This window comes from Microbacterium sp. M4A5_1d (genome assembly GCF_053345465.1).
In genome coordinates this window covers 20,607-32,679 of record NZ_JBKFAD010000003.1, presented here as the reverse complement: position 1 = coordinate 32,679, position 12,073 = coordinate 20,607, and the positions used below count along the sequence as shown (strand labels likewise).

General features: G+C 70.2%; 11 protein-coding genes and 1 tRNA gene. 9 read left to right on the top strand and 3 right to left on the bottom strand.

Annotated features, from left to right (window positions below):
* Positions 1-3 precede the first annotated feature (3 nt).
* Positions 4-1,203 (bottom strand): amidohydrolase family protein, encoded by a 1,200-nt coding sequence (locus tag ACLBWJ_RS11940; RefSeq protein ID WP_282501082.1) that lies wholly within the window; start codon positions 1,201-1,203, stop codon positions 4-6.
* A gap of 57 nt (positions 1,204-1,260) precedes the next feature.
* Between ACLBWJ_RS11940 and ACLBWJ_RS11935 the strand changes: the two genes are divergently transcribed.
* From ACLBWJ_RS11935 to ACLBWJ_RS11925, 3 genes are all read left to right on the top strand, one after another.
* Positions 1,261-1,333 (top strand) — tRNA-Ala (locus ACLBWJ_RS11935).
* Positions 1,334-1,423: 90 nt separating this feature from the next.
* On the top strand, positions 1,424-1,990 hold the full coding sequence (locus ACLBWJ_RS11930; protein ID WP_023954623.1) for an NADPH-dependent FMN reductase: 567 nt from the start codon (positions 1,424-1,426) through the stop codon (positions 1,988-1,990).
* Positions 1,991-2,088: 98 nt separating this feature from the next.
* On the top strand, positions 2,089-2,682 hold the full coding sequence (locus ACLBWJ_RS11925; RefSeq protein ID WP_282501081.1) for a helix-turn-helix domain-containing protein: 594 nt from the start codon (positions 2,089-2,091) through the stop codon (positions 2,680-2,682).
* Here the strand turns inward: ACLBWJ_RS11925 and ACLBWJ_RS11920 are convergent.
* The gene (locus tag ACLBWJ_RS11920) at positions 2,663-3,331 is read right to left on the bottom strand and encodes a DUF1028 domain-containing protein (RefSeq protein ID WP_274178571.1); all 669 of its coding nucleotides are present in this window, start codon (positions 3,329-3,331) and stop codon (positions 2,663-2,665) included. The two genes, ACLBWJ_RS11925 and ACLBWJ_RS11920, sit on opposite strands and share 20 nt — an antisense overlap.
* A gap of 150 nt (positions 3,332-3,481) precedes the next feature.
* On the opposite strand from ACLBWJ_RS11920, the gene ACLBWJ_RS11915 reads away from it, so the two are divergent.
* From ACLBWJ_RS11915 to mgtE, 5 genes are all read left to right on the top strand, one after another.
* Complete coding sequence (locus ACLBWJ_RS11915) at positions 3,482-5,008, top strand: ABC transporter substrate-binding protein (protein WP_274178570.1); 1,527 nt, start codon at positions 3,482-3,484, stop codon at positions 5,006-5,008.
* Positions 5,009-5,051: 43 nt separating this feature from the next.
* The gene (locus ACLBWJ_RS11910; protein WP_274178569.1) at positions 5,052-6,017 is read left to right on the top strand and encodes an ABC transporter permease; all 966 of its coding nucleotides are present in this window, start codon (positions 5,052-5,054) and stop codon (positions 6,015-6,017) included.
* A complete protein-coding gene (locus ACLBWJ_RS11905) occupies positions 6,014-6,931 on the top strand; it encodes an ABC transporter permease (protein WP_274178568.1) in 918 nt (305 codons plus the stop codon). The genes ACLBWJ_RS11910 and ACLBWJ_RS11905 overlap by 4 nt, the downstream gene beginning before the upstream one ends.
* A complete protein-coding gene (locus tag ACLBWJ_RS11900) occupies positions 6,928-8,574 on the top strand; it encodes a dipeptide ABC transporter ATP-binding protein (protein ID WP_447660366.1) in 1,647 nt (548 codons plus the stop codon). The genes ACLBWJ_RS11905 and ACLBWJ_RS11900 overlap by 4 nt, the downstream gene beginning before the upstream one ends.
* A gap of 367 nt (positions 8,575-8,941) precedes the next feature.
* Entirely contained in the window at positions 8,942-10,300 is a 1,359-nt protein-coding gene (gene mgtE, locus ACLBWJ_RS11895; RefSeq protein ID WP_274178566.1) for a magnesium transporter, read from the top strand.
* A gap of 126 nt (positions 10,301-10,426) precedes the next feature.
* On the opposite strand, the gene ACLBWJ_RS11890 is transcribed toward mgtE, so the two are convergent.
* Complete coding sequence (locus ACLBWJ_RS11890; RefSeq protein ID WP_274178565.1) at positions 10,427-11,497, bottom strand: Glu/Leu/Phe/Val dehydrogenase family protein; 1,071 nt, start codon at positions 11,495-11,497, stop codon at positions 10,427-10,429.
* A gap of 94 nt (positions 11,498-11,591) precedes the next feature.
* On the opposite strand from ACLBWJ_RS11890, the gene ACLBWJ_RS11885 reads away from it, so the two are divergent.
* The gene (locus ACLBWJ_RS11885) at positions 11,592-12,068 is read left to right on the top strand and encodes a YbaK/EbsC family protein (RefSeq protein ID WP_274178564.1); all 477 of its coding nucleotides are present in this window, start codon (positions 11,592-11,594) and stop codon (positions 12,066-12,068) included.
* The last annotated feature ends 5 nt before the right edge of the window (positions 12,069-12,073 follow it).

Below are 12,073 nucleotides of genomic sequence, written 5' to 3'. Positions count from 1 at the left end.
GGCTCAGCGCTGCAACAGGACGCGCCCGTTCCCCACGACGAGCTCGCGCTCGGGCGTCCGAACGAGGGCGTCCATCGGGTTCTCTGCGTCGACGAGGATGATGTCGGCGCGAGAGCCCGCCTCGATCCGGCCGACCGGCAGTCCCGCGAAGGGGGCCGAACCGCCCGTCGCGATGTCGACCACACGGCGCAGGTCGTCGTCGCGGACGAGGCTCGAGGCGCGGGCGTACTGCCAGGCGATGCCGAGCAGATCACCGGTGCCGTAGGGGCTCCACAGGTCGCGGATGCCGTCGGTGCCGAAGCCGAAGCGCACGCCCGCGGCATCCATCTCGTGAAGCGGCAGCTGGGAGAGGCGCAGGGGCGCCACTGTCGTCATCGTGATGTCGAGCGCGGCCATCGCCTGCAGCAGGTCGCGTCGGTGCGACGCGCCGACCTGTGCGAGCGCGAACCCGTGCGCGAGGTTGACGCGTCCCGCGAGGCCGAACCGCTCGGTCCGCTCGATGATCAGCTCAATCTGGAACGCGCCGAGCTCGGCGGGGTCGTGCAGATGCAGGTCGATTCCGACCCCGCGGTCGGCGGCGACGCGGAAGAGCGCGTCGAGCTGGCCGACCGGGTCGCGATCGATCGACGCAGGATCCAGCCCGCCGATGAACTCCGCGCCGGCGGCGGCCGCCTCGTCGAGCAGGTCGATGACGCCGGGGCGGCGCAGCACGCCGTCCTGGGGGAAGGCCACGATCTGCACCTGGAGGGCCCCGTCGTATGCCGCGACCGCTTCGCGCACCGCTTCGATGCCGCGCTGGGCGACACCGAGGTCGACATCGACATGCGTGCGGATCGCGGTCGTGCCGTGACGGACGAACTGCTCGAGGACGTGCGCCGTCGTCGCGACGCTCGGGATCCCCAGCTCGTCGCGGCGGGCGCGTTCGTGTCGGATGCGGCCATCGGTGCCGCCCTCGCCGCCGTACGACTGCCACGGGAGTCCCCACCACGACTTGTCAACGTGGGCGTGGGTGTTGACGAGGCCGGGCAGCGCGAGCATCCCGCGCCCGTCGATCTCGAGGCCAGTGTCGCCCGCGTCTGCGGACGGCGCCTGCGGCGTGGCCGGCTCGACCGAGGTGATCAGGCCGTCGGCGATGCGGATGTCGACGGCGGTGGCGTCGGAGACGCGGACTTTGCGAATGACAGATGCCGCGGGGTGGTGCATCCCTCCATTGTGCGCGCGCGGGTGCACCCTGACAGCGTGATAGTGTGGGGGAGTTCCGGGCCTGTGGCGCAGTTGGTAGCGCGCTTCGTTCGCAATGAAGAGGTCAGGGGTTCGAATCCCCTCAGGTCCACCGAGAAAGCCCCCGCATCGCGGGGGCTTTTCGCGTTCTACGACGGGTACACTGTATGCAAATGAATCGATCCCCCGGGAGGTTTCGTCCATGACCACCTACAACGTCGGCGTCATCGTCGGCAGCATCTCGTCGACCTCGATCAACCGTCGTCTGGCGAAGGCGCTCACCAAGCTGGCCCCGCAGGCCGGGCTCGAGCTCACCGAGATCCCGATCGCACCGCTGCCCTTCTACTCGGCTGACAACGACGCGTCGATCCCCGCCGAGGCTGCCGAGTTCAAGGCTGCGGTCGAGAAGGCCGACGGTGTCATCATCGTCACCCCCGAGTACAACCGCTCGGTGCCCGGCGTCCTGAAGAACGCTCTCGACACCGCGAGCCGTCCGTGGGGCGACAACAGCTTCGCCGGCAAGCCGTCCGCCGTCATCGGCATCTCCATCGGCGCGGTGGGCACCGCCGTCGCGCAGCAGCACCTGCGCTCGATCCTCTCGTTCCTCGCGTCGCCCGAGCTCTCGCAGCCCGAGGGCTACCTGCAGCTCACCGAGGGGCTGATCGACGACGACGGCACCGTCACCAACGAGTCGACGTCCGAGTTCCTGCTCTCGTGGCTGAAGGCCGTGCACGCGCACGTCGCGAAGAACCTCGCTGCCGCCAGCTGATCAGACCCCTCTCGACAGGGCGCCCGACCACACGGTCGGGCGCCCTGTCGTCGTGATGCACCCCGGCGCATGGTGTCGTCGCCGGTAGGGTGACAGGCGTGACGCGCCCTCCCGAGACCGACGAAGCCCAAGCGGTGCGCGCTCTCGGCGCGACCGTCCGTGACTCGCGTAAGCGCCTCGGGCTGAGCGTGCACGCCCTCGCGGAGAAGGCGGGAGTGAGCTTCGGGCTCGTCAGCCAGCTCGAGCGCGGAATGGGCAATCCGTCGCTCCAGTCGATCCATCGACTCGCGGGTGCCCTCGGTGTGCCGGTCGGCCAGTTGCTCGACGAGCCGGCGGGTGAGCTCGCCGTCGTGGTCGCCGGCCAGGGGCACCGGATGCCGCCGATCGCCGACATCCCCGCCGGTCAGCAGTCGGTCCGCGAACTGCTGACCCCCCGGGGGGAGTCGATGCTGCAGCTGATCCGGTCGACCCTGCCGGTCGGGTTCAGCAACGAGAGCCGCCCGTTCCGGCACATCGGCACCGAGACCGTTACGGTCGAACGCGGGGTGCTCATCGTCGCGCAGGGCGAGCGCCGCGTGCGGCTCGAAGCCGGCGACACGGTGACCTACGGCTGTTCCGAGGCGCACTGGTGGGCCAACGGGCACGATGATGTGACGGTCGTGCTCGGCGCCGTTACGCCCTTCGAGCGCTGAGATCCGCGCGCAGATCGCTCGCGCGCAGCTCGACGAGCCGGTGGAGCTCGGCGAGTGGGTTGCCGTGGTCATCGACCCGGAGGTCGACCCATGCGTCTCCGGCGAGACTCGACGAGGTCACGACGACCGCAGCGCTCTGGCGACCCCGGCGATCACCGCCTTGCGCTTCCCCCGCCGCGAGAGCGGCGACGAGACGCGCGGCGAACGCGGCCGCATCGGGGGCCGGGGCGACCTCGTCATCGTCGTCACCTGCCATCCAGGCGTCTCGGATGGCAGTGAGCACGTCTTCGCCGGTCAGCAGGTTGCCGGCGACGATCAGGTCACTCTCGACGAGGTGGCCGCTCCACGGCGACGTGTCCGCACCCGTGTGCGCTGCGCCGGGACCTGCCGACGGCAGGACGGCGGCCTGGCGCAGTGCCGGCTCGTCATCCCAATGGGGGATGAGGGCGACGGCATCCGCTGCGGATCCCGACGCGACGGCGTCGAGAAGGCGGCCCCGCAACGCCCGGTTGGTCCAGGCCTGGCTCGCCGCCGCGCCGACGCCCCGCCGCACCTCGATGACGGCGTTGCCGACGGCGAGCGACCTGCTCGCCGTGGCGGCGCCGATCAGGCCCGTACGGCCGTCGCGTGCCAGGACGGTGAAGGTCATGCGATTCCTCTCGCGGGGCGATTGTGAAGATTCTGTTTCGAGATGGGCCTGTGCTTGTCGCCCTCCCTCATGGTGGCACATACTGATCGAATCATCATCAAAATGATGCACCAGCGATGATGCCCTGACCGATGACCCGATAGGCAGACCATGAACAAGCGCACCGCATTCGGCGCCGTGACTTTCGTCGCGGCGCTCACCCTCGCCGGTTGCTCCGCGGGCGAAGGCGTCGACCTCGACGGCGCCGCCGGCGTCGAAGGAGACGTCCTCGTCGCGGCCATCGGCGGTGAACCCGACCAGCTCGACCCGCATCGCACGAGCTCGTACTTCGCGTTCGAGGTGCTCGAGAACGTCTTCGACACGCTCGTCGCCCCCGATGAGAACCTCGAGATGCAGCCCGCTCTCGCCGAGAGCTGGGAAGTCAGCGACGACCAGCTCACCTGGACCTTCGATCTGCGCGACGGCGTCACCTTCCACGACGGATCCGACTTCACCAGCGCGGATGTCGTCTACTCCTACGACCGCATCATCGACGAGGAACTCGCCAACGCCTGGAAGTTCAGCGCGGTCACCGACGTCACCGCTCCCGACGACGACACCGTCGTCATCACCGTGTCGCAGCCCACGCCGAACCTGCTGAGCAACATCGGCGGCTTCAAGGGCATGGCGATCGTGAAGAAGGAGAACGTCGAGTCGGGCGACATCACCACCGCGCCGATCGGCACCGGACCGTTCTCGGTCGCGAGCTACACGGCCGGCGACCGCATCGACCTCGCCGCCAACGAGGACTACTGGGGTGGTGCGCCCGACCTCGGCGGTGTCGAGTTCCGATTCATCTCCGAGCCGGCGACGGCTCTCGCCGCGCTCCGCGCCGGAGACATCCAGTGGACCGATGTCGTGCCGACGCAGCAGGTCGCCGACCTTCAGGGCGACGACGCGGTGCAGCTCGGCCTCACGCCCTCGAGCGACTACTGGTACCTGGCGCTGAACGAGGCACGGGGACCGTGGAGTGACGTGCGGGTGCGGCAAGCGATCGCTTACGCGATCGATCGCGACGCGATCGTCCAGGCGGTCAGTTACGGAACCGCAGCCCAGAACCAGCTCGCGATCCCCGAGCAGAGCGTCTGGTACACCTCGTACGACCGGTACTCGACCGACCTCGACACCGCCCGCGGGCTGCTCGACGAGGCCGGCTTCGCCGGCGGAACGCTCGACCTGCTGGCCACGTCCGACTACCCCGAGACCGTCACGGCTGCACAGATCATCGCCGCGAACCTCGAACCGCTCGGCATCGACGTGCAGATCCGCCAGCCCGACTTCTCGACCTGGCTCGACGAGCAGAACTCCGGCAACTTCGACATGCTCATGATGGGCTGGCTCGGCAACATCGACCCCGACGACTTCTACTACTCGCAGCACCACACCAATGGGGCCAGCAACGCGCAGAAGTACTCCAACAGTGAGGTGGACGGACTGCTCGACGCCGCCCGTGTCGAGGTCGACCAGGACGCGCGCAAGGGCCTCTACGCCCAGGCCGCGACCATCATCGCCGACGAGGCCAGCTACATCTACCTCTACAACCCGTCGGTCATCCAGGTGTGGTCGCCGCAGGTCTCGGGCTACGAGACGCGCGCCGACCGCGCCATCCGGTTCGCCGGCGCATCGATCGGCGACTGACATGACGACCTCGAGCACCACGGTCCCCCCGAGAGGAGGCCTCATGAGAATCAGCCCCGCACGCATCGCGCGGTTCCTCGGCGTGCGCCTGCTCTCGTCGGCGCTCGTGCTGCTCGGGGTCGCCGTCGTCGTCTTCGCCCTCATCCAGCTCGTGCCGGGCGACCCGGTGCGATTGGCCCTCGGCACGCGGTACACCCCCGAGGCCTACGAGGCACTGCGCGCGGCATCCGGTCTCGACCGCCCGCTGTGGGAGCAGTTCTTCGGCTACCTCGGCAGCGCCGTCACGGGGGACCTCGGGGTGAGCTTCCGCAACGGCCAGCCGGTGACGGTGACCTTGCTCGACCGCCTGCCGGCGACGGTCTCGCTGGCTCTGGTCGGCCTCGTCATCGCGCTGGTCCTGGCCGTGCCCGCCGGCATCTACTCAGCCCTCCGCGAGGGACGCCTGAGCGATGTCATCGTGCGGCTCACGAGCCAGTTCGGCGTCTCGATCCCCGACTTCTGGCTCGGGATGCTGCTCATCTCGCTCTTCTCCGTGACGCTCGGCTGGCTGCCGGCGAGTGGCTACGTCGCCTTCGGCACCGACCCCGGCGGGTGGCTGCGACAGGTGTTCCTGCCCGGGCTCACCGTCGGCCTGGTCGCGGGAGCGATCATGACCCGCTACATCCGGGCGGCCGTCATCGACGTGGCGTCGGCGGGGTATGTCCGCACCGCGGTGTCGAAGGGCCTTCCGCGCCGTGTCGTGACGTTCCGGCACATCGTGCGCGGCGCTCTGGTTCCGGTTCTGACGATCGCCGGGATTCAGCTCGCGACCATTCTCGGCGGCGTCGTCGTTGTCGAGGTGGTCTTCGCCTGGCCGGGTCTCGGACGTCTCGTGTTCGAAGCCGTGGCCGCCCGCGACTATCCGCTCATCCAGGGGGCCGTGCTGCTGGTGGCCGTGATGTTCATCGCGGTCAACCTCATCGTGGACGTGCTCTACGCGATCGCCGACCCGAGGATCCGTGTCTCATGACCATCGACGCCTCTTCCGCCTCCGAGCCCGCCACGGCACCCGCCGCCACCGAGCATGGCCGCACGCCTGCCTGGCGTCTGCTGCTGTCCAACCCGACGACGGTGGTCAGTGGTGCCGGCCTGTTCGCCATCGTGCTGCTCTCGGTGCTGTCAGGCTGGATCGCCCCCTTCGGCATCAACGACATCGACGTCTCGCGCGCGTTGCAGCCCCCCGGCCCCGACCACTGGTTCGGCACCGACGAGCTCGGTCGCGACGTCCTCTCGCGCGTGCTCGTGGCGGGGTCGACCTCGCTCACGATCGCGGTGGTCGCCGTGCTGTTCGCCCTCGTCCTCGGCCTCGCGATAGGCGCCGTCGCGGGTTACCGCGGCGGGTGGGTGGATGCCGCCCTCATGCGGGTCGTCGACGTGATGTTCGCGTTCCCGGTGCTGCTGCTCGCGCTCGCGATCGTCGCGATCTTCCAGCCGGGCCAGGTGACGACGACGATCGCGATCGGCATCGTCTACACCCCGATCTTCGCGCGGGTGGCCCGAGCCAGCGCGCTGTCGGTGCGCACCTCTGCGTTCGTCCAGGTGTCGCAGACGATGGGGACGCCCGGGTGGTGGATCCTCACCCGCCATGTGCTTCCCAACATCGCCGGTCCCGTCGTCGTTCAGACCTCGCTGTCGCTCGCCTTCGCGATCCTCTCCGAGGCGGCGCTGTCGTTCCTCGGGCTCGGGGTGCAGCCTCCGGCGCCATCGTGGGGAGGGATGCTGTTCACCGCGCAGGGCTTCCTCGGCCAGGCCTGGTGGATGAGCGTCTTCCCGGGGGCCGCGATCTTCGTCACGGCGCTCGCCTTCAACCTCGTGGGCGATGGCCTGCGCGACATCCTCGATCCGCGTCAGCGGACCCTGATCGAAGCGAGGAGGGCGCGATGACCGCCGCTGCTCACCCGGTGCTCTCGGTGCGCGATCTGCGCGTGGCCATCGGTACGAGAGAGATCGTTCACGGCCTCGGCTTCGACGTCATCGCCGGCCAGACGCTCGGCATCGTGGGCGAGTCGGGGTCGGGTAAGACGATGTCGGTGCTGGCAGCGACCGGACTCATCGACGCCCCGGGGGCCCGCGTCGGCGGATCGAGCGTGCTGCGCCGCCGGAACGACGACGGCAGCATCGATGCCGCGGGCGTGGAGCTCGTCGGCGCATCCGAGCGCACGCTGCGCAGCGTGCACGGCGACCGCGTCGGTTTCGTCTTCCAGGACCCGTCGACGTCGCTCAACCCGTTCCTGACCGTGGGTCGGCAGATCACCGAGTCGCTCGAGACCCATCGCCGTCTGTCACGCCGCGCGGCGCGCACGCGTGCGATCGACCTGCTCGACGCCGTCGGCCTGCCCCGACCCGACGAGCGTGTCGACGCCTACCCGCACCAGTTCTCCGGTGGTCAGCGTCAGCGCGCGATGATCGCGATCGCGCTGGCCTGCGATCCGGCGCTGCTGATCGCCGACGAGCCGACGACTGCGCTCGACGTCACCACCCAGGCCCAGATCATCGACCTCGTGCGCGAGCTCCAGAACGAGCGCGGCACCGCCGTGGTGTGGATCAGCCACGACCTCGGCGTCATCGGGCAAGTGGCCGACGACGTCCTCGTACTGCGCGAGGGACGGACCCGCGAGCACCGGCCCATCGGCGACATCTACGCCGCCCCCGACGACGACTACACGCGTGAGCTGCTCCGCGCGCGGCCGCGGATCGTGGCGGATGCCGGCCCGCCCGAGCCCGCGGCATCCGAGTCCCTTCTCGAGGTGACAGATCTCGATGTGTCGTTCACGATTCCGACTCCCACCGGACGTCGCACCATCCACGCCGTCGACGGGGTGTCGTTCTCGGTGCGGCGGGGCTGCACGACGGCTCTCGTGGGGGAATCGGGTTCGGGCAAGTCGACGATCGCGAACACCCTGACGGGTCTCGTGCGACCCGACTCGGGCACCGCCACGCTCGCCGGTCGCGACGTGCTGCGCGCCGGGCGGCGCGACCGTCGGCGGATCTCCATGGTCTTCCAAGACCCGTTCGCCTCGCTCGACCCGCGGCGGAGCGTCGGTGACGCCATCGCCGAACCTCTCACCGTACACCGGCTCGGCGGGCCGAATGCCGCGGCGCGAGAGCGGCGCACAGCAGAGCTCCTCGACATGGTCGGTCTTCCTGCGGCGTTCGCGACTCGGTTCCCCCATGAGTTGTCGGGCGGGCAGCGTCAGCGCATCTCGATCGCTCGCGCACTTGCCCTCGAACCGGAGCTGATGATCCTCGATGAGGCGACGGCGTCGCTCGACGTCTCGGTGCAGGCGCGCGTGCTCGACCTTCTGCGCGACCTGCAGAACGAGCTCGGGCTGACGTACCTCTTCATCGCTCACGACCTCGCGATCGTGCAGCAGATGAGTCACGACGTGGTCGTGCTGCGTGACGGGAGAGTCGTCGAGTCGGCCCCCGCCCGGCACATCTTCGCCGAGCCGTCCGATGAGTACACCCGGCGGCTCCTCGCCGCCGTGCCGCCCGAGGAGCCGCGGGTCCGCCTGTCGCTCTCGTAACGAGGCCGGTACGGGGTTGGCCTGCGATGGTCGGGTTCTTCCAGGCGTGAGGCGTAGCATGGTCGGCGGGGTTCGGCCCGCGGCATCCGATGTGCCGCCGCCCGGCCCGTGATCGGCGGCAGATCTTCTTCTGTCCGTCGTCGACCTGCGAGAAAAAGGAAGTGAGGTGAGGTGCTCAATGAGCGGTGATAGTTGCCATCGCGAGATCATCAGCGCCGCGCCCGCTGCCGGCCCGCTCGTCGACCGAATCGACTCCTGAGCGGACGAGCCGCGGTGCGACGCGCCAGCAGGCTTCGCGATGTTCTCCGTGCCGTCGTCTTCGTGACGATGCCACGGATGTGCGCGCGTCCACATGAGGAGGGCTCCCATGACTCCGGAGCAGATCAACGAACTGACCATCGTCGTCGACGGCATCGCCGCGCCCCTGTCGCGCGGTGATCTGCCGTCGGCCGCGGCCGCTCTCGCCGACGTCGAGCCCGAGCGTCTCGCCGAGGTGCTCGAGCGACTCGACGGTCGTCGCCGCGCCGTCGCCTACCGGCTGCTGCCGAAGGACCACGCGCTGCAGGTCTTCGAAGCGCTCTCGCCGAACATGCAGGGGGAGCTCATCGGAGACCTGCGCGACGCCGAGGTGGCGCACATCTTCGGCGACCTCGACCCCGACGACCGCGCCTGGCTCGTCGACGAGCTGCCGGCATCGCTCGCATCCCGGCTGATGCGCGGGCTTCCCGCTCACGAGCGCGAGATGACCGCCGCCGTGCTCGGCTACCGTCGCGGCTCGATCGGGCGCCGCATGAGCCCGGAGTTCGTGTCGGTTCCGATCGGCAGCACGGTCGCGGGCGCGCTCGACCGGGTGCGGGCGCGTCTGCACGACGCCGAGACGGTGTACACGCTCCCCGTCGTCGACGCGGGTCGTCGCGTCGCCGGGGTCGTCAGCCTGCGCGACCTGCTCGCCGCCGACCCCGACGCCGGCCTCCGCGACATCATGCAGAGCGCGCAGACCGCGAGCGTGGACGACGACGCCGAGACCGCCGCGCGTCGCTGCACCGAGCGGGGCCTGCTCGCGCTGCCCATCGTCGACAGTGAGGAGCGGCTCGTCGGCATCCTGACGGTCGACGACGCCGCCCGCATCCTGGAGCACGAGGAGAGCGAGGATGCCGCGCGCCAGGGCGGCGCCGAGCCGCTGCGCCGGCCCTACCTCTCGACGCCGATCCTGCAGATCGTGCGGTCACGCGTCGTCTGGCTGCTGGTGCTGGCTGTCGGAGCGACCCTGACCGTGCAGGTGCTGTCGGCGTTCGAGGCGACGCTCGCCCAGATCACGGTGCTCGCGCTGTTCGTCCCGCTGCTCATCGGCACCGGCGGCAACACCGGCAATCAGGCGGCGACGACGGTCACGCGTGCGCTCGCGCTGGGCGACGTGCGACCTCGCGACGTCGTGCGGGTGCTGAGCCGCGAGGTGCGCGTGGGATTCTTCCTCGGCAGCATCCTGGGGCTTGTCGGGTTCGCGGTCACGGCCCTCGTCTATGAGCCGCGCATCGGTCTCGTCATCGGGGCGACCCTGATCGCGGTGTGCACGATGGCCGCGACGGTCGGGGGAGTCATGCCCCTGCTGGCCCGGGCGATCCGGGTGGACCCAGCGGTGTTCTCGAACCCGTTCATCACGACGTTCGTCGACGCCAGCGGGCTCATCCTGTACTTCCTGATCGCCCGCGCCATCCTGCAGATCTGAGCTCCGCCGGAGGTTCCGGGTCGCCCCGTTTCGGTGCCGGGATGCAAGGGATCGGGCGCGGCGCGCCGGTGCGGATGCCGTTCCGCCGGCGTGTCGGCCACGATCCCTTGCATCCCGGTTACGCGGTCAGACCAGGGCGTCGCGCGCTGCCCCGGCGGCGAGGCGTTCGGCGGCGAGCGACTCCGCGGCGGCGAGCGGCGTGACACCTCGGGCCTCTGCCTCGTCGAAGATGCGCCGCAGCACGTCGCCGATGCCCTCGACGCGCGTCGCGATCTCGCTGCGATCGCGCTGCTTCGCGGCGAGGTCGAGGTAGATGACGCCGCCCGCGTTCACGACGAAGTCGGGGGCGTACAGGATGCCGCGCGCGGCCAGGCGGTCGGCGCCGGAGCGGTGCGCCAGCGGGTTGTTCGCCGGTCCGCACACCGCCTGCGCATCGAGGGCGTCGATCACCTCGTCGGTCAGCACCCCGCCGATGCCCGCTGGCACGAACACGTCGGCCGAGGCGAGATGAGCCTCCGCGGGCTCGATCCACGTCGCACCCAGGCTCGTCGCGAGCTCGCGCTTGGCCGGGTTCACATCGGTCACGGTCAGCTCTGCTCCCTCGGCCGCGAGCTGCATGGCCAACCGGCTGCCCACCTGTCCGAGCCCGGCGATCGTGACCCGCCGTCCCGCGACCTTGCGAGAACCGGTCGCGCGCTCGAGCGTCGCGAGCAGCGACGCGTGCACGCCGATGCTCGTCGGGCCGGCAGGCTCGCCCGAGCCTCCCACGCGGTCGGGGAGCCCCACGACGTGCGCCGTGCGCTCGCTGACGGTCAGCATGTCGTCGGTGGTCGAGCCGACATCCTCGGCCGTGCGGTACAGGCCGCCCAGCGACTCGACGGCGTCACCGAGGTCGAGGAATGCGGCACGGCGCCGCTCGGCGTCGAGCACGGTTCCCGGAGGCAGTCCGATCACGGCCTTGCCGCCGCCGGCATCCAGACCTGCGGCTGCGTTCTTCAGCGTCATCGCCGCCGACAGGCGCAGGGCGTCGCCGAGGGCGTCGCTCCAGTGCGGGTACGTCCACACCCGGGCGCCGCCGAGGGCGGGGCCGAGCACCGAGGAGTGCAGCGCGGCGGCGATGAAGAGGCCGCTCCGCCGCCCCGTGATCACCTCCACGCGCTCGTGCGTGAAATCGGGCAAGGGCAGGGCGTGGGTCATCGCGATCCTCTTTCGGCGGAGCCTTGTGGGCTCATGCTCTCCGTGCCGCGGCGTTGCGGCATCCAGCCCATTGTGCCCCTTCTAGAGTGTGAGCGTGACCACTGATCTGCCTCCACGAAGCCGAATCGTCCACGATTCCCTGCGCGCTGCCGGCATCCTCGGCGACATCGTCGTTCTGCCGGATGCCGCATCCACGGCCGCCCTCGCCGCAGCGGCGCTCGGCGTCGAGGTGGGGGCGATCGCCAACAGCCTGGTCTTCTGGTCCGACGGCGAGCCGCTGCTGGTCATGACCAGCGGGGCGCACCGCGTCGACACGGCCGCACTGGCCGAGCGCACCGGGCGCAGCGCGATCACGCGCGCGAGCGTCGAGCAGGTCCGCGCCGCGACGGGACAGGCGATCGGCGGGGTCGCGCCGACGGGACACCCGGCACCTCTCGCGACGCTCATCGACGAAGACCTCGCGCAGTACGACGAGATCTGGGCGGCCGGCGGCACCCCGCACACCGTCTTCCCGCTGACCTTCGACGAGCTGGTGCGCCTCACCGGCGGAACGGTCGTCGCCGTCGTCTGAGCGGG

Excerpts from the sequence above, each read along its gene's own strand:
- ACLBWJ_RS11940 (WP_282501082.1), bottom strand. The coding sequence starts at position 1,203 with ATGCACCACCCCGCGGCATCTGTCATTCGCAAAGTCCGCGTCTCCGAC.
- ACLBWJ_RS11930 (WP_023954623.1), top strand. The coding sequence starts at position 1,424 with ATGACCACCTACAACGTCGGCGTCATCGTCGGCAGCATCTCGTCGACC.
- ACLBWJ_RS11920 (WP_274178571.1), bottom strand. The coding sequence starts at position 3,331 with ATGACCTTCACCGTCCTGGCACGCGACGGCCGTACGGGCCTGATCGGC.
- ACLBWJ_RS11915 (WP_274178570.1), top strand. The coding sequence starts at position 3,482 with ATGAACAAGCGCACCGCATTCGGCGCCGTGACTTTCGTCGCGGCGCTC.
- ACLBWJ_RS11910 (WP_274178569.1), top strand. The coding sequence starts at position 5,052 with ATGAGAATCAGCCCCGCACGCATCGCGCGGTTCCTCGGCGTGCGCCTG.
- ACLBWJ_RS11905 (WP_274178568.1), top strand. The coding sequence starts at position 6,014 with ATGACCATCGACGCCTCTTCCGCCTCCGAGCCCGCCACGGCACCCGCC.
- ACLBWJ_RS11900 (WP_447660366.1), top strand. The coding sequence starts at position 6,928 with ATGACCGCCGCTGCTCACCCGGTGCTCTCGGTGCGCGATCTGCGCGTG.
- mgtE (WP_274178566.1), top strand. The coding sequence starts at position 8,942 with ATGACTCCGGAGCAGATCAACGAACTGACCATCGTCGTCGACGGCATC.
- ACLBWJ_RS11890 (WP_274178565.1), bottom strand. The coding sequence starts at position 11,497 with ATGACCCACGCCCTGCCCTTGCCCGATTTCACGCACGAGCGCGTGGAG.